This is a genomic window from Paenibacillus sp. BK033, assembly GCF_004345425.1.
Taxonomy (GTDB): domain Bacteria; phylum Bacillota; class Bacilli; order Paenibacillales; family Paenibacillaceae; genus Pristimantibacillus.
Window position 1 is genome coordinate 1,345,678 of the sequence record NZ_SLVP01000001.1, and the last position, 16,473, is coordinate 1,362,150.

The 16,473-nt window shown below is 52.3% G+C and carries 15 protein-coding genes; 13 read left to right on the forward strand and 2 right to left on the reverse strand.

Annotated features, from left to right (window positions below; translation table 11 throughout):
* The first annotated feature begins 9 nt into the window (after window positions 1-9).
* From dinG to EV294_RS06170, 9 genes are all read left to right on the forward strand, one after another.
* Window positions 10-2,871: an ATP-dependent DNA helicase DinG gene (dinG, locus tag EV294_RS06130; protein WP_132304770.1), complete on the forward strand. Its 2,862-nt coding sequence runs from the start codon at window positions 10-12 to the stop codon at window positions 2,869-2,871.
* A complete protein-coding gene (locus EV294_RS06135; protein ID WP_132304772.1) occupies window positions 2,868-3,527 on the forward strand; it encodes a redox-sensing transcriptional repressor Rex in 660 nt (219 codons plus the stop codon). Before dinG ends, EV294_RS06135 begins: the two co-directional genes overlap by 4 nt.
* On the forward strand, window positions 3,496-4,812 hold the full coding sequence (locus tag EV294_RS06140) for an amidohydrolase (RefSeq protein ID WP_481856039.1): 1,317 nt from the start codon (window positions 3,496-3,498) through the stop codon (window positions 4,810-4,812). Before EV294_RS06135 ends, EV294_RS06140 begins: the two co-directional genes overlap by 32 nt.
* Window positions 4,809-5,342: a cell wall elongation regulator TseB-like domain-containing protein gene (locus tag EV294_RS06145; protein ID WP_132304774.1), complete on the forward strand. Its 534-nt coding sequence runs from the start codon at window positions 4,809-4,811 to the stop codon at window positions 5,340-5,342. The genes EV294_RS06140 and EV294_RS06145 overlap by 4 nt, the downstream gene beginning before the upstream one ends.
* A gap of 134 nt (window positions 5,343-5,476) precedes the next feature.
* Window positions 5,477-6,016 (forward strand): hypothetical protein, encoded by a 540-nt coding sequence (locus EV294_RS06150; protein WP_132304776.1) that lies wholly within the window; start codon window positions 5,477-5,479, stop codon window positions 6,014-6,016.
* Window positions 6,009-7,508: an AAA family ATPase gene (locus tag EV294_RS06155; protein WP_132304778.1), complete on the forward strand. Its 1,500-nt coding sequence runs from the start codon at window positions 6,009-6,011 to the stop codon at window positions 7,506-7,508. Before EV294_RS06150 ends, EV294_RS06155 begins: the two co-directional genes overlap by 8 nt.
* Window positions 7,509-7,753: 245 nt before the next feature.
* Window positions 7,754-8,626 carry a 3-hydroxyacyl-CoA dehydrogenase family protein gene (locus EV294_RS06160; RefSeq protein WP_132304780.1) on the forward strand — a complete coding sequence of 291 codons (873 nt, stop codon included), beginning with the start codon at window positions 7,754-7,756 and terminating at the stop codon, window positions 8,624-8,626.
* Window positions 8,627-9,835 (forward strand): acetate/propionate family kinase, encoded by a 1,209-nt coding sequence (locus EV294_RS06165; protein ID WP_132304782.1) that lies wholly within the window; start codon window positions 8,627-8,629, stop codon window positions 9,833-9,835.
* Window positions 9,836-9,876: 41 nt separating this feature from the next.
* The gene (locus EV294_RS06170; protein ID WP_132304784.1) at window positions 9,877-10,557 is read left to right on the forward strand and encodes a DnaD domain-containing protein; all 681 of its coding nucleotides are present in this window, start codon (window positions 9,877-9,879) and stop codon (window positions 10,555-10,557) included.
* A gap of 67 nt (window positions 10,558-10,624) precedes the next feature.
* Here EV294_RS06170 and EV294_RS06175 read toward each other — a convergent pair whose 3' ends face one another.
* The gene (locus tag EV294_RS06175; protein WP_132304786.1) at window positions 10,625-11,482 is read right to left on the reverse strand and encodes a helix-turn-helix transcriptional regulator; all 858 of its coding nucleotides are present in this window, start codon (window positions 11,480-11,482) and stop codon (window positions 10,625-10,627) included.
* Between the two features lie 137 nt (window positions 11,483-11,619).
* On the opposite strand from EV294_RS06175, the gene EV294_RS06180 reads away from it, so the two are divergent.
* From EV294_RS06180 to pyrE, 4 genes are all read left to right on the forward strand, one after another.
* A complete protein-coding gene (locus EV294_RS06180; RefSeq protein ID WP_132304787.1) occupies window positions 11,620-13,599 on the forward strand; it encodes a glycoside hydrolase family 127 protein in 1,980 nt (659 codons plus the stop codon).
* A gap of 114 nt (window positions 13,600-13,713) precedes the next feature.
* On the forward strand, window positions 13,714-14,514 hold the full coding sequence (locus tag EV294_RS06185; protein ID WP_132304789.1) for a TIGR00266 family protein: 801 nt from the start codon (window positions 13,714-13,716) through the stop codon (window positions 14,512-14,514).
* Between the two features lie 62 nt (window positions 14,515-14,576).
* On the forward strand, window positions 14,577-15,050 hold the full coding sequence (locus EV294_RS06190) for a DinB family protein (protein ID WP_132304791.1): 474 nt from the start codon (window positions 14,577-14,579) through the stop codon (window positions 15,048-15,050).
* 102 nt (window positions 15,051-15,152) lie between these two features.
* Window positions 15,153-15,689: an orotate phosphoribosyltransferase gene (gene pyrE, locus EV294_RS06195; protein WP_132304793.1), complete on the forward strand. Its 537-nt coding sequence runs from the start codon at window positions 15,153-15,155 to the stop codon at window positions 15,687-15,689.
* A 133-nt stretch (window positions 15,690-15,822) separates the two neighbouring features.
* Here pyrE and mtnB read toward each other — a convergent pair whose 3' ends face one another.
* On the reverse strand, window positions 15,823-16,473 hold the full coding sequence (mtnB, locus tag EV294_RS06200; protein WP_132304795.1) for a methylthioribulose 1-phosphate dehydratase: 651 nt from the start codon (window positions 16,471-16,473) through the stop codon (window positions 15,823-15,825).

The window sequence follows — 16,473 nt, forward strand, 5'->3', positions numbered from 1 at the left end:
AGAAACGTAATGAAATACGCAGTATTGGATCTGGAAACGACGGGACATGGCGTCAGCGACGATATTTTGCAGGTTGGTTTAGCCGTGCTGAACGATAACCTCGAAATCGTTGAAACCTACAGCTCCTTTGTACGCCCTACAATAGAAATCCCGGCCTTCATCACGCAGCTGACCGGCATTGACGCCGCTATGGTGGCGGACGCTCCAGAATTGGATGAGGTGCTTATGCAGCTCATCCCCCATCTGGAGGATGCCGTGCTGGTTGCTCACAACGTTAACTTTGACGCCGGATTTTTGAATCAGGCCCTTGACCGGTGCGGTTACCATCCGTTTATCGGTCGGCGGCTGGATACGATTGAGCTGCTAAGAATATTGTACCCGTCGATTACGACGTATCAGCTAGGCGCCGTAACCGAGCTTTTCGGCATTGCCCATGATCAGCATCACCGGGCCGACAGCGACGCGATAGCGACGGCCGAATTATTTGCTCAATCCGTACAGAAGCTCAGACAGTTGCCGCTGCTTACTTTGCAGCGGCTATCCTTTCTTATAGACAACGGAAGCGATCTGAGCTGGTTTATGGCCGAAACGTTGAAATATGCCGAGCTTCATACCTCCATCGATATGAATGCGTACCAGTATTTCAACCAATTCGCGCTGAAAGCCGGGGAATGGACCGATGAACAGCCTGCCCGCGCCGACCAGGAGGAGGATCCGCTCAAGGATGTTTCCTTCGAGCAATATTTGGACGGCATCCGGCAGCGTTTCATGGAAAAGTATCCGAATTATGAAGAGCGTGAAGCGCAAACAACGATGTTTCGCGAGGTATACGATTCCTTGTGCAATGACCGGCATCTGCTGATTGAAGCGGGAACGGGCACAGGGAAATCCCTTGGTTATTTGATTCCGTCGCTGTATTACGGGATTCACCAGGATAGCAAAATCGTAGTCAGCACCCATACGATCAATCTGCAGGAGCAGCTGCGCCAGCGGGATATTCCGCTGCTTCGCGAGATTTTACCTTTTGATTTCCGAGCTTCGATCTTCAAAGGCAGAGGCAATTATTTGTGTCTGCGGAAATTTGAAAGTAAAATCAATGCAAAGGATCTAGTTGCTCCCATTGATGATGCCATTACGGCTTCGCAAATGGTTGTTTGGCTCAGCGAAACGGAAACCGGCGATCAGGAAGAGCTGAATTTCGGCAATAAAGGAGCGGATTTCTGGTCGACCGTCGCAAGCGACGCGGATTCATGCCTCAACCGCCAATGTCCGTGGTTCAAGCGCTGCTATTACCATCGCGCCAAGCATGAGTCTAATATCGCCGATGTATGCATAACGAATCATTCCATGCTGTTCACGGATGTTCAAGCGGATCACCGCCTGCTGCCAAGCTACAGCCACCTGATTATTGACGAAGCGCATCATGTGGAAGAAGTAGCGGGCAAGCATCTTGGCATGCAATTAAATTATTTTTCGTTGACTCATCAGACCACGCGGCTGTTTAAGGATGCCCGTTCCGGTCTGCTTCCCGCGCTTAGGCTTCGTCTTCAGCAGGAGGATGACGAGCGTGTTCAGGCTTGGACGGAAACGATCGATACGGTTATACCGGTGTTTCAGGACGTGAAGGAGCACTGGGATAAGCTGTTTGAGCTGCTGTATGCCTTTGTAGGGGAGTCGGGCGAGGCAGGAAACGATAACGGTCAGGCGGTTTGCCGTTTGCGGAGCGATACGCCTCCCAAGGGCTGGGACGACGTACTGACGATTGAGAATAACGTGCATACCGAGCTGAGCCGCGTTGTGAAGACGGTTGACAAAATGGCATCGGATATCAAGGATCGGCTTGACGATCCATCCATACAAGGCCTGATTACGGATTTGAACGGCGTCGTCCGCGATTTGACTAGGGTAAAGGATGATCTCCGTACGTTTCTCAAGATGGAGCAGAACTCCGAGGTCTATTGGATCGAGGCAAGCACGACTTACCGCTACCGCTCCGTGCATCTGTACGCGGTACCGGTCGACGTTAGCAAGCAGCTTCAACAATATTTCTTCGACGTGAAGGATAGCATTATTCTTACTTCGGCAACTTTGTCCGTTCATAAATCGTTTCAATATGCGGAGGAGCAGCTCGGTCTGGAAGGCTTCGAAGATAACAATCGGCTGAAAACCGTGCAGCTGCCGTCGCCGTTTAATTACAGGGAGCAGGCGCTGGTCATTATTCCCCGCAATTTCCCGACCCTGAAGGGTTCGGCCGGCGACCCGCAGTTTATCTCCATGCTGGTAAGCTCGCTTGCCGATTCCGCGGTGGAGACAAAAGGCCGCATGCTTGTGTTGTTCACCTCTTACCGGATGCTTAAGCAGGTCTACGAACCGCTTAAGGAAGCTTTGGCGGGCTCGGGCATTCAAGTGCTTGGCCAAGGCATCGACAGCGGCAACCGGACGAAGCTGACAAGACGGTTCACCCAGCAACCGGAGACGGTACTGCTCGGCACAAGCAGCTTCTGGGAAGGGGTGGACATCCCTGGCGAAGCATTGACATGCCTGGCTATCGTCCGCCTGCCGTTCCAGCCGCCGAATCATCCGCTTGTCGAAGCAAAATCGGAGCTCTTGCAGAAGCAGAAGCAGAACCCTTTCATGAAGCTGTCGATTCCGCAAGCGGTTATCCGCTTCAAGCAAGGCTTCGGAAGACTTGTGCGCACGGCAAAGGACAAAGGAATCGTTATTATCTACGACACGCGCGTCATTGATACGTATTACGGCAAGCACTTCCTCTATTCGCTGCCTGGTCCAAAAATCGAAACGATGCATATCGACCAGATGGTACCGCGGATGCGGGAATGGCTGCAATCGGAAGAGGAGGAAATCGGGTGAAGCAGGCGAAAATTTCGGAGGCCGTCGTCAGACGGCTTCCCATCTACCTGCAGGTGCTTAACGAATTGTACAACCGGGAAGTACAGACGGTTTCGTCGCAGGAGCTAGGCCTCAAGCTGGACCTCAATCCCGCGCAAATCCGAAAGGATCTTGCCTATTTCGGCGACTTCGGCCGTAAAGGTATCGGGTACGACGTCTCTTATCTGATAGAGAAAATTCAGCAGATACTGAAGCTCGACCAGCGGATTAACGTCGCGCTTGTTGGCGCCGGCAATCTTGGGCATGCCTTATGCAATTACAATAAGTACTCCAAGGACAACATGAAAATTGTCGCCGTTTTCGACGATCATCACAGCAAGATCGGCACGATGATCAACAATCTGACCATTCTGCCGATGGACAAACTGAAAGAGACCGTTCAAGAAAACAATATCCGCATTGGCATTATTACCGTGCCCGGTCCGGAAGCGCAAAACGTAGCCAATCAATTCGTGGAGGCCGGAATCGAAGGCATCCTGAATTTTGCGCCGGCGATCTTGCGTTTACCCGAGCATATCCGCATTCACCATGCGGATTTTACGAGGGAATTGCTTAGCTTGGCTTATTATCTAGAGAAGGAAAGGAATGAGCAGGAAAATGGCGCAGTTGTGGATTGATAACGGCCTGTTTGTGACAATGAACGACGCTAATGCGGTTTTCCGCGGCCATATGGTCGTCACGGACAATCAAATTACATATATCGGAGCGGAGCCTCCAACCGGACTGGATGAGCAAGCGGAGCGCCTTGACGGCAGCAAGCTGGCTTTTATGCCGGGCTTGATTAACACGCATGGCCATGCCGCCATGTCGCTGCTGCGCGGTTATTCGGATGACCAGAATCTGCAGGTATGGCTGGAGCAGAAGATGTGGCCGATGGAAGCCAAATACGTCGACCGGGATACGCGGGCGGGCAGCGCGCTTGCGATCGTGGAGATGCTGAGGACGGGGACAACCGCTTTTGTCGATATGTATGACCGGATGGATCAAGTTGCGCAAATGGTTGAGCAATCGGGGATCCGCGGCGCACTGACGCGCGGCGTCATCGGGTTGTGTTCGGAGGAGATCCAGCAAGCGAAGCTGAAGGAAGCGATTGCTTTTGCCCGCGATTGGAACGGGAAGGGGGATGGCCGCATCACAACGATGATTTCTCCGCATGCCCCTTACACTTGCCCGCCGGATTATATCGAGAAGTTTGTACAAGCTGCCCATGATTACGATCTGCCGGTTCATACCCATATGTCCGAGACGCTTGCCGAAGTGGAGCAAAATGTCCGAGACTACGGCTCCCGTCCAGTCGAGCATTTGGACAAGCTTGGATTCTTCTCGCGGCCGGCGCTTGTCGCGCATGCCGTCCATTTGAACGATGAAGAAATTGCCCTGCTGGCTGAACGCAACGTTGCCGTATCCCATAACCCTGTCAGCAACCTTAAGCTGGCAAGCGGAGTAGCCCGTGTTCCGGAGCTTCTGCGCGCAGGAGTGACGGTGTCTCTTGGCACGGACAGCGTTGCAAGCAACAACAACCTGGACCTGTTCAAAGAGATCAAATTCGCGGCGCTGCTCCATAAGGGAATCTCCGGAGATCCGACGGTCATTCCGGCAATGGAAGCCTTGCGCATGGGAACCGTTTACGGTGCCCGTTCGATCTGGCAGGAAGACAGCATCGGAAAGCTCGCGGCAGGGATGAAGGCCGATTTTATCGCGATTGATCTGGATCAGCCTCATTACTATCCGCTCACGGATATCGTATCCCATCTCGTATATTCCGGGTCTGGCCGTGACGTCAAGCATGTATGGGTAGACGGCAAGAAGGTTGTTCATAATGGCGAATGCACGACGATGGACGAGGAAAAGATCCGTTACGAGGCTCAAGCCAGCTTTGAACGGCTGCTAAGCGCAAAATGAGAGCGACAACGAGAAAACGTCAGCCGGTGATGAGCCCGAAGCGCTGGCTGGCTGTTTTCCTTGTCGCCCTGGTTGCTGTAATTGCGGTAGTCATCATGTACTATAATACGATTCAGCAGCCGTTCTGGGATTCGGAGAATCCGATCCGGAAAGAGGCAAAGGAAGCAGCCGGTCTGACCGAGGTATCATCCATCACGAAGCAGGTTTGGGATACGACATCGTGGATCGTGAAGGGCGAGAATGACGCGAAAGAAGAAATTTACGTATGGCTGATCGGTCCAGAGAAGACCGTTCAAACGGTTAAAGCCTCCGAAGCAACGGATAAAGATACCGTTAAGAAAGCCGTCTTGCAGAAGAAACCGGATGCGGCGATTAAACGCATTCAGCCGGGAACTTTAAACGGCCAGCTGGTTTGGGAAGTGTTCTATTCGCAAGGCAAGAATCCCGAGAAATACAGCTACGATTTCTATGATTTCCGCAGCGGCACGTACGTGACCGAATATCATCTTCCCGCCAAAACAGCGAGCTAGCCGCAATAACGCGGCTGGCTCCGCTTCCTGTTTTTACACCGCCTCTTTGATGCTGATATATGATATACTTTCGTATGGCAGAGTTGATATACGTCAGTGTTTCTATATAACAGATATAGAGGAGGAAACCAACTATGAAACTTCGTATTGTCCCTTTCGTGCTCTCCGCTCTAGCGACAGCCTTGCTGCTCTTTGGTGGATGGATGCTATACAAGCAGTTTGCCGTTGTTTCTCCTTTTCAGAAGTCTATTGGACAAATTGATGGTATCGCCTCGGCGAATACCCCAACTATAGATCAGAACCGCGTCTCGTTGCAGGTTACTCTTAAGCCGGACGCGAATTTGAAGGACGTCTACGAATCCATTGCCAAAGAAGGCAAAGAGGCGATTGGCAGCCGCGAATTATCGCTCGATATCGCGAATCAGGCTCCAAGCGAGCAATTGGAGAAGGTCTGGTCTTCGGTATTGTTTGACGTGGCCGAAGCGATGGAGAAGAAGAACTATTCGGAAATTCCGAATGCTCTGCAGAAGGCAACCGCTGATCATGCAGGCATTAAATACGAAACCGCTCTTGACGATAACAATGTGTATATTACGCTGAAGGATGGCAAATCGACGAAGTATGTCGTGCTTCCACGCACTCCCGCTATGTTGGAGGTGTCGGCTAATGCGTAAGTATTGGATTGAGATTACGGCAGGTTTTGTGCTGATGGCCGTTGTATTCCTTGCTTTCAGAGGATTAAATATTTTTCCCTTCCTGATTTTTGCCGCTCTGGCGGGAGGAGTCTGGTTTGCATCGCGCGGAGGCAAAGGACGCATGACCGCTCTGCCAGGGTCAAAGCGCGGCAAGCAGATTCACTCGGTATCGATCAGCTTTGATCAGATCGGCGGCCAGGACAGAGCCAAGCAAGAGCTTACCGAGGCCCTGGACTTCCTGGTTAAACAGGACGAGATCGCAAAGCTTGGCATCCGCCCGATGAAAGGGATCCTGCTTACGGGCCCTCCGGGAACAGGCAAAACGCTGCTTGCGAAGGCAGCAGCCCATTATACGGACTCCATCTACCTGGCCGCGTCAGGCAGTGAATTCGTCGAGATGTATGTCGGCGTAGGTGCGGGACGTATTCGGGATTTGTTCAAGGAAGCTCGAGAGAAAGCAAGAAAGTCAGGCAAGAAAAGCGCCGTTATCTTCATTGACGAGATCGATGTTATCGGCGGCAAGCGGGACGGCGGACAGCATCGGGAATACGACCAGACGCTGAACCAGCTGCTGACGGAAATGGACGGCATTCATTCCGACGAAGCGCCGCGGATCCTTATTATCGCCGCGACGAACCGCAAGGAGATGCTGGACAGCGCGCTGCTTCGCCCGGGCCGTTTCGACCGTCACATCGGGGTCGATCTGCCGGATAAGAAAGGCCGCCTTCACATTTTGCGTCTTCATGCGGCCAACAAGCCGCTTGACGAATCGGTAGACCTGGAACGGGTCGCATCCGAGTCGTTTGGCTTCTCCGGCGCCCAGCTGGAGAGCGTGATGAATGAAGGAGCCATCTACGCGATGCGCGAGCAAAGCGGGACGATTCTGGAACAGCATCTGGCAATGGCTATCGATAAGGTGATGATGGGCGAGAAAACGGATCGCGAAGCTACGGCCGAAGAGCGCGAGCGTGTTGCGCTTCACGAACTTGGCCATGCTATATCTGCAGAGCTTGTTCGGCCGGGAAGCGTGTCGCAGGTTGCTTTATCCCCGCGTGGTCAAGCGCTTGGTTATGTCCGGCATAACCCGCAGCAAGACCGCTACCTGTACACGAAGGAGTTCCTGGAAAGCCAGATTATGATCGCGCTTGGCGGCGCCGCTGCCGAAGAGATTTTTTACGGCGGCCGAAGCACCGGCTCCCGAGGAGATTTCGACCAGGCGATGAACATTGTTCGCACCATGGTGGAATCGGGACTTACCGAGCTTGGCATCATTGACGCCAACATGATGACGCCGGATAAATGGGCGAACATTACCCGTTCGATTCTGGATGAGCTGATGGACAAGACGAAAGCGATGCTGGAAGCAAGACGCCAAGTATTCGTTCAGTCCCTGGATGTGCTGATCAAGGAAGAAACGCTTGGCGGCGACGATTTCCGCGATCTTCTGAGCCGGTTGTCCCAAAGCGCATAAGAAGTCGCAAACCGTAATGAACGGCAGTTCAGGTTAAGCTGCCGTTCATTTTTTGGTGTCAACATAATTAATCGGAAAAGCGCATAAATCGTTCATGCGTTGTTCATGAGGTGTTCAAGATCCGTTCATCTTCCTGCCTTCATTCTTTGTCTGAAAAAGGGTATAATGGATGCGAGGAAGAGAGAATTATTCTCAATAACGTTTAGAAAAAGAGAAAAACATACGAGGAGAGAATCGACAGAATTATGGCAATCAAAAAAGTTGGCGTTATCGGCGCCGGTACAATGGGGCAAGGAATTGCGGAAATGCTCGCTTCTAAAGGGCTGGATGTGTATGTAATCGAAAGCTCGGAGGAACGCTTAACATACGGAATGCAGATGATCGAACTCAACCTGGATAAGCAGATTGAGAAGTGGGCTCTGACGCAGGCCGAGAAAAAACTGATTTTAAATCGTATCCATACATGCAAAAACTATGAAGATTTGACCTCCTGCGAGCTGGTCATCGAATCCATCACCGAGGATTTGGAAAGCAAAAAACAGGTAATCAAGAAGCTGGACGAGATGTGCGACGAAAACGTCATTATCGCCAGCAATACCTCCACGCTTAGCTTGACCGAGCTGGCAAGCGTAACGAGCCATCCGGAGCGCGTTATCGGCCTTCACTTTATTTATCCGGTATCCAAGATCGATCTCGTTGAAATTGTCCGCGGTTTGAAAACTTCCGATGCTACGTTCGACACAACGAAAGAATTCGTGGATGAGGTTATCGAGAAAAAAGGGATTATGGTATTCGAGTCGCCGGGTTTTGTGACTACCCGTCTGATCTGCCTCTTCATTAACGAAGCGCTGCATGTTCTCGAGGAAGGCGTAGCTTCGGCCGAAGATATCGATAATGCGATGCGTATCGGTTATTCGTTCCAGAACGGACCGTTCGAGATGGCAGACCGCTTTGGCCTGGACTCCGTCCTTGCCGCCCTTGACCGGATGTTCCGCGAGTACGGGGAATTGAAGTACCGTCCGTCTATCGTCCTTAAGAAGATGGTGCGCGGAGGACATCTCGGCGTGAAGTCGGGCGTCGGATTTTTCAAATATGACAAGGATGGGGACCGTATCTAGATGAAAGTACTCGTAATTAACGCAGGCAGCTCTTCGCTGAAATATCAGCTTTATAATATGGAGAACGAGTCGGTGCTTGCAAGCGGGCGCGTAGAGAGAATCGGCATGGATTCCTCGATCGTGACCCATGAACCTCCCGGCAAGCCGGACGTTACGCAAGTCAGCGAAATTCTTGACCATATAACGGCGGTTAAAAAGGTTATCGACATGCTGACTCATCCCGAGCATGGCGTCGTTGCCTCGATGGGAGAAATCGATGCGGTTGGACACCGGATCGTGCACGGCGGCGAAGTGTTCAAGAGTTCGGCGCTTGTAACGGCTGACGTAAAGCAGGAAATCCGCAAGCTGTTTGATCTTGCTCCGCTCCATAACCCGGCCCATATGATGGGCATTAACGCGGTAGAAGCGAATATGCCGAACGTTCCGCAGGTGGTTGTATTCGATACCGCCTTCCATCAGACTATGCCTAATACATCCTACCTGTACCCTATTCCGAGAGTGCTGTACCGCCGACATAAAGTGCGCCGTTACGGCTTCCACGGAACTTCGCATCAATACGTAAGCGAGCAGGCTGCCAAGTACCTGGGCAAGCCGCTGGAATCGTTGAAGGTGATCTCCTGCCATATCGGGAACGGGGCAAGCGCAACGGCCATTATGGACGGGAAATCGTTCGATACCAGCATGGGGATGACGCCGTTGGAAGGCCTGATGATGGGTACGCGCAGCGGTGACCTGGATCCGGCCATCGTGCCGTATGTCATGAACAAGGAAGATCTAACCTTAAGCGAAGTAAATTCCATGCTGAACAAGCATAGCGGTATGCTTGCCATCTCCGGCATCAGCAGCGATATGCGCGAAATCGTGGAAGCAATGGGCGAAGGCGACGCAAATGCCAAGCTGGCCTTTGATATGTACACGTACCGCGTCCGAAAATATATCGGAGCTTACGCCGCCGCGATGAACGGCGTCGACGTTATTCTGTTCACGGCAGGCGTTGGCGAGAACTCGAACGTTCTTCGCAAAGCCGTTTGCGAAGGCATCTCGTTCCTGGGCGTTGAGCTGGATGAGGAACGCAACAATATCCGCAGCAAGGACGTCCGCGAAATTTCGACGGATGCTTCCCGCGTAAAGGTGCTGGTTGTGCCAACGAACGAGGAGCTCCTTATTGCCCGCGATACGTACGAAATCGTGAAAGGCGAGTCTAACTAATCGAATATGGCAGTAGTTAAGGTAGCGGAGGGATCGGTTGCATGAGCAATGAGGACATGTGGAAGGCCTATTCGCGGGGGATGGCGGCCGTCATGAAAGAAGGAGGCGTGCATGTATCTGCACTGCTCCTGCGGTCTTACCGCCAATTGAATTTATCCGATACGGAAGCCATGCTGCTGCTGCAGCTGATGCTGTTCGGGGAAGCGGAAGGTGTCGAGTTTCCGACGATGGAGCAGCTGGCGGAGCGTACCGGCTCTACGACAAGAGATATTGAGCAGACGATTGGCCGTTTGATGAAAGAAGGCTTCCTGACCATCGACGAGCGGATTGATCCGGTAACGGGAATTCAATCCGAGCAATATAATTGGAGCGGCTGGCTGCTCAAGGCTGCCGAATGGGCGGCCGAAGAGAAACGGGAGACCCGGAGAACGGAGCGGCGAACCGTGAAACGGGCGACGGATCCGGGGAACATATTCTCGGTGTTCGAGCAGGAATTTGGACGTCTGTTATCGCCGATGGAATGCGAGACGATATCGGGATGGCTGGACCAGGACCGTTATGCGGATGAGCTGATCCGGTTTGCCTTGAAGGAAGCCGTGTTTGCGGGCAAGCTCAATTTCCGTTATATCGACCGGATTCTGATCGAATGGGGACGAAACCGGGTTACGAACGTGGACGAAGCAAGAGCCCATTCCCAGAAGTTTCGCGGACCGCGCGGATAGCACTCATCTTCATTATACGAAAGCCTTGTGCCTCCTGAAGAAGGAGCACAAGGCTTTTTTCATTCGGTTAGCGCGAGAATTGCTTCCTGTATTTAAGCGGCGATGTGCCGGTGTATGCTCGAAAGCAGTTGGAGAAGTAGGGGGCATGGCGGAAGCCCGTCTTGTCGGCGATAACCGCGATGGACCATTCGGTCTTCACGAGCAGCAGCTTGGCCTGCTCGAGCCGGTATTGATGCAAATAGTCCATCGGAGAGCAGTGATAGATTTCTTTCATGCACCTGACGATGTAATTGGGATGAAAATGAAGAGCCTCTGCCAGTACCGCGTTGGTCAGCTCCGATTGATAGTGCTGACGGATATAAGCTTCCGTTTTGCTTGCCAGCTTCATGGCCGGAGAGTCCGTGCTCTCGCGGTCCTTGCGTTCCTCCAGCAAGCCCAGCAGCTCGATAAAGAGCTGATGCTCCTGCCAATAAACGCCTCGTTGATGCTCGCTTGCATAAGCCAGCAGCTGAGCGAGATGCCGCTCGGCAAGCGTAAACTCATACGGCGCAGCATATTTGGGAATCTGGATGAAATACGGATTTTCAAAGGCGTGACGCAAGGGCAGAGGCGGGGAGGCGGCATCGGATGCATGCTCCTTCCACTCACCGTTGAAGTCAAAATGTACCCAATAAAACGACGTTTCGTTGTCGCAAGGCTTAGTCGAATAGTGATAGCGGTCCGGCAGAAGCAGCAACGTCTCCCCGGCCGAAACTTCCCACTGCTTGTCTTCCTCTCCGATATACAAGGTACCCTTAGTCACCCAAAGGAGATCAAACAAACCTAAGTTGCGGCGGTTGGGATGCTGTTCGCCGGGCTTGTATGAGGTTTGCCCGGTTGCGATGTAATAAGGCATGGGAGGAAGCTGCAGGGATACGTGAGTCATACGGATAGACCATCTCCTGTCAGTGTTATATTTTATAAAAAGGAAGGTTGTTTTACTTGTAGTTTCATTGTCTTCTCGAGAATAAACTAGAAAATAGCAAGAATCAAATCTTTTATATTCGAGCAGGAGGAACTTTCATGGCGAAGCAACTTAACGGACGGCTGGGAAGCAGTCAGGTACATATTGAGGATGCTTTTTGGAACCGCTTTACGGAGCTGGTGCGCGAGACCGTAATTCCTTACCAATGGGAAGCGTTAAACGACCGGATCGCGGATGCGGAGCCAAGCTATGCCATCCGTAATTTCCGTGTCGCGGCAGGACTTGAAGAGCATCCTTACGGCGGCATGGTGTTCCAGGACAGCGACGTGGCGAAATGGCTGGAGGCCGTTGGTTACTCCTTGGCGAATCATCCCGATGCCGAGCTGGAGCGTAACGCTGACGAAGTAATCGATCTTATCGCGATGGCGCAGCATGAGAACGGTTATTTGAATACGTATTTCACGATAAAAGATCCGGGCAAGCAGTGGACCAATCTTTATGAGGCGCATGAGCTGTATTGCGCGGGCCATATGATGGAAGCGGCTGTTGCCTATTACGATGCGACGGGAAAACGCAAGCTGCTTGACGTCATGAGCCGGTTCGCCGATCATATCGATTCGGTCTTTGGCCCGGAGGAAGGAAAGCTGAGAGGCTATGACGGCCACCAGGAGATCGAGCTTGCGCTGGTCAAGCTGCATCAGGCGACTGGGGAAGAACGGTATTTGAAGCTGGCCCAGTTCTTTATTGACGAACGCGGGACGGAGCCGAACTTCCTTGTGGAAGAAGGGAAGCAGCGGGATGGCTATAGCTTATGGGCCGGAGGCAAACGCCCAATTCCGACCGTGAAGCAGCTGGCATACAACCAGGCGCACAAGCCGGTTCGGGAGCAAGAAGCGGCGGTCGGCCACTCGGTCCGCGCCGTGTATATGTATACCGCAATGGCGGATTTGGCGAGATTGACCGGGGATAAGCAGCTTCTTGAAGCCTGCGAGCGGTTATGGAGCAACATGACCGGAAAACAAATGTATATTACGGGCGGCATCGGCTCCACGCATCATGGCGAGGCATTCTCGTTCGATTACGATCTGCCGAACGATACGGTATACGCGGAGACTTGCGCTTCTATCGGTCTGATCTTCTTTGCGCAGCGGATGCTGAAGCTCGAAGCCAAAAGCGACTACGCCGACGTTATGGAGCGCGCATTATATAACAACGTGGTCGGCAGCATGTCCCAGGACGGCAAGCATTACTTCTACGTCAACCCGCTTGAAGTATGGCCGCAAGCCTCCGAGAAAAATCCGGGCCGCCATCATGTGAAGGCCGAGCGTCAGAAATGGTTTGGCTGCTCCTGCTGCCCTCCAAACGTGGCGCGTCTGCTCAGCTCCTTGAATGACTATATTTACACGGTATCTGCCGCAAGCAATACGATCTACACCCATCTGTTTATCGGCAGCGAAGCGCGGTTCGAGCTTGCCGCAGGCTCCGTTTCCTTAAAGCAGCAGTCGCAGCTGCCATGGAAAGGATATGCGCGATTCGAAATGGCCGATGTTCCAGGCACGCCGTTTACGTTGGCTCTTCGCATCCCGTCCTGGAGCAAAGGGAAAGCTGTACTGAATATTAACGGCCGGACAGCGGAATACGCGGTGGAGAATGGATACGCGCTCGTTAGCCGTAATTGGCAGCAAGGAGACGTTGCGGAATGGGAGCCGGCGCTTGAGGCTCAACTGACGGCCGCACATCCGCAAATCCGCGCAAATGCCGGCAAGGTGGCGATTGAGCGCGGACCACTTGTCTACTGCTTGGAGGAAGCGGACAACGGAAGCCCGCTAGCGGCGGTGTCGCTTGTTACCTCCGGAGTGCTTCATTCTTATTATGACGATCAATTGCTGGGCGGAGCGGTTGTCATCGAAGCCGAAGGGCAGCTGGACGAACAGGATTCCTGGCAGGAAGACACGCCGTATCGCCCGTACGCGAAGCTTCGCGCTTCAAAGCGGGTCCGGCTGACGGCCGTCCCGTATTATCTTTGGGGCAATCGGGAGAAAGGCGAGATGACCGTCTGGATACGGGCTTTGGGATAAGAACGGGTACGGAGAGCATGCGAATGCCGCATGCTTTCTTTTTTTTATTGGGAAATAATTGGATGGTAGTGGTATGATAGGAGAGAGCTTTATTATCGTTCAGGAGGGATTAGGTTGAGGAGCAACCACGAAATCGATTATTACATTCATGGCGACGATATGCAATTTGTAGAAATTGAGCTGGATCCTTCCGAGACGGTTATTGCCGAAGCGGGAAGCCTTATGATGATGGATGACGGCATAAACATGGAAGCGATTTTCGGAGACGGCAGCGGTCAATCCTCCGGCGGGTTTATGGGTAAGCTGATGAGCGCGGGCAAACGGATTCTGACGGGCGAGAGCTTGTTTATGACAGCCTTCACGAATGAAGGAATGGGCAAGAAAAAGGCCAGCTTCGCCGCACCGTACCCGGGCAAAATCATCCCGATCGACCTCCATGCCGCAGGCGGTAAAATGATCTGCCAGAAGGATGCGTTCCTTGCGGCCGCAAAGGGCGTGTCGGTGGGGATCGAGTTCCAGCGCAAGATCGGAACGGGCTTCTTCGGCGGAGAGGGCTTTATCATGCAGAAGCTTGAAGGCGACGGTCTTGCCTTTATGCATGCGGGGGGAACGATTATCCGCAAGGACCTGAATCCGGGGGAGAAGCTTCGCGTCGATACGGGCTGCCTCGTGGCTTTTACGCCAAGCGTGAATTACAGCATTGAGATGGTAAAAGGGGTGAAAACCTTCCTGTTTGGCGGTGAAGGTCTATTCTTCGCGACGCTCGAAGGACCGGGCACCGTCTACATTCAATCTCTGCCGTTCAGCAGACTTGCGAGCCGCGTATTCGCCGCAGCGCCCCGCGGATTCGGCACGGGCGGCAAGGACGAAGGAAGCGCGGCAGGCGCTATCTTCAATATGCTGAAGGGTGACTAGCAGTCTATTCTACTATACTCCGTCCCGGTGGGATGGAGTTTTTTTGGCGGAGGTCATGAACAATGAACAAAGAATTTAATCGAATGTGGTTGATCAGGAAGTTCGAAGAGATCATGCAGAGAATCTTGAAAGCGCTTAATCAATTGGATGACGTGCAGGTGAACTGGAGCCCGGGACCTAACAGCCACTCCATTTCGACGTTAATCAGGCATATGGAAGGCAATATTTTGGAGCGGGTTAATAAGGGAATTCTTTTTCAGGATATGGTAAGAGACCGGGATGCGGAGTTAAAGCCGGCTTTCCTAACACGTGAAGAACTGACAAGAACGATACAGGAACGCTTTCAATTTGTGATAGATACCGTTCGCACCTTGTCGGATGAGCAGCTGGAGCAGACGCAGCCTGTCCGCGGCAAGGAACGCAGCAATCTGGATATGCTGCATCAATGCGCGACGCATTACTCGGAGCACATGGGCCAGATTTTTTACGTCGCAAAGCAATTATTGAAGGATGATTATCAATCGACTTCGATTTAAAAAATTCTCTTTAGCCGCATAGACAATTCCTTTAAGATTTGCTAAACTTTCAAACGGCGTATGTTTAGGGGAATTCACTTTTTAGGAAGAAGGGGACTGTAGATGAACAAAACAGAGCTTGCAAGAGAAATTATGCAAACGTCACGACTGACGGGAGAATTCAAGCTTCGCTCAGGTAAAACCTCGAATCATTACTTCGATAAATACTTGTTCGAATCCAATCCCGTGCTATTAGCTGCGATCGCAGAACAGCTTGCACCCCTTGTTCCGGAAGGAACGGAAGTTTTAGCCGGGCTTGAAATGGGCGGTATTCCGATTGCCACTGCGCTTTCCCTCAAAACAGGCATTCCGGTCGTCTTCGTCCGCAAGAGAGCGAAGGAATACGGAACAAGCAAATTGGCGGAAGGAATCGATATTACGGGCAAGAAGGTCTGTATTATCGAGGATGTCATCACGACGGGCGGACAGGTGCTCTTAAGCGCAGCGGATTTGTTGAACCACGATGCGGAGCTGAAAGAGGTGCTCTGCGTCATCGAGAACGAAAAGGCTGGCAGAGCCAATCTGGAAGAGGCGGAATTCGAAGTCCGCTCCTTGTTCAAGATGGAAGAGTTAATGGCTGCAGTCGAAGAGAGCGTATAACAAAACCCGGAATTATTAATTGCATAGCGGTAAATGAAAAAGCTGGCCAATCTCGTATCCAACGAGTTGACCAGCTTTTTCGCTTTAACAGTTTAGAAAATATAGCTTTTCAACCTGAAAACTCACTTTCTGATCATTTGCGGCCGTTCAGCATTTCCCAGCGATAAACGTATTCGAACAGGAACTCAAACGCTTCGATATGGCGCTTCGCTTCGAAGGCGTTCGCCCCCCAGGCGTAAATGCCATGCTTGCGAAGAATAATGCCCGGAATCCTCTTGTCGAGGCGTTCCGTCACTTCCGGCACAATGCGCGGAATCTCGGCGAAGTTGGAGACGATCGGAATATCGATATGCGCTTCCTCTTCCCAGATGTTCAGGCCTTTAATCAGCTCTACCCCGTCTACGGGAACCGCTCTGCGCTCCCAGAACCATTCGGACATAACGGCGCTGTACACGGAGTGAACGTGGAAAATAGCGCCTGCACCCGTTAAACGGTAGATTTCGTTGTGAATAAGCGTTTCGGCGGAAGGCTTCAGGCTTGTAGCTTCGCAAGCTTTGCCATTCTTGTCGACGAACAGGTAATCCTCCGGCGTATGTACCGTTTTATCCTTGCCGCTTGCCGTAATGGCGAAATAGAATTCGTCAGGGTTGAAATCCCCTACGCGAACCGAGAGGTTGCCGCTTGTTCCGGCAAACCAGCCGCGGGAGGCGAACAGTTCCTTAACGCTGCGCAGCTCGGCGAGCGCCTGCTGCTTTTGTTCCAGCTTAATATCGGTAAAAGCCAT

Coding starts and splice junctions, on each gene's coding strand:
- dinG (WP_132304770.1), top strand. CDS start 10: ATGAAATACGCAGTATTGGATCTGGAAACGACGGGACATGGCGTCAGC.
- EV294_RS06140 (WP_481856039.1), top strand. CDS start 3,496: ATGAGCAGGAAAATGGCGCAGTTGTGGATTGATAACGGCCTGTTTGTG.
- EV294_RS06145 (WP_132304774.1), top strand. CDS start 4,809: ATGAGAGCGACAACGAGAAAACGTCAGCCGGTGATGAGCCCGAAGCGC.
- EV294_RS06150 (WP_132304776.1), top strand. CDS start 5,477: ATGAAACTTCGTATTGTCCCTTTCGTGCTCTCCGCTCTAGCGACAGCC.
- EV294_RS06155 (WP_132304778.1), top strand. CDS start 6,009: ATGCGTAAGTATTGGATTGAGATTACGGCAGGTTTTGTGCTGATGGCC.
- EV294_RS06160 (WP_132304780.1), top strand. CDS start 7,754: ATGGCAATCAAAAAAGTTGGCGTTATCGGCGCCGGTACAATGGGGCAA.
- EV294_RS06165 (WP_132304782.1), top strand. CDS start 8,627: ATGAAAGTACTCGTAATTAACGCAGGCAGCTCTTCGCTGAAATATCAG.
- EV294_RS06170 (WP_132304784.1), top strand. CDS start 9,877: ATGAGCAATGAGGACATGTGGAAGGCCTATTCGCGGGGGATGGCGGCC.
- EV294_RS06175 (WP_132304786.1), bottom strand. CDS start 11,482: ATGACTCACGTATCCCTGCAGCTTCCTCCCATGCCTTATTACATCGCA.
- EV294_RS06180 (WP_132304787.1), top strand. CDS start 11,620: ATGGCGAAGCAACTTAACGGACGGCTGGGAAGCAGTCAGGTACATATT.
- EV294_RS06190 (WP_132304791.1), top strand. CDS start 14,577: ATGAACAAAGAATTTAATCGAATGTGGTTGATCAGGAAGTTCGAAGAG.
- pyrE (WP_132304793.1), top strand. CDS start 15,153: ATGAACAAAACAGAGCTTGCAAGAGAAATTATGCAAACGTCACGACTG.
- mtnB (WP_132304795.1), bottom strand. CDS start 16,473: ATGGCTTTTACCGATATTAAGCTGGAACAAAAGCAGCAGGCGCTCGCC.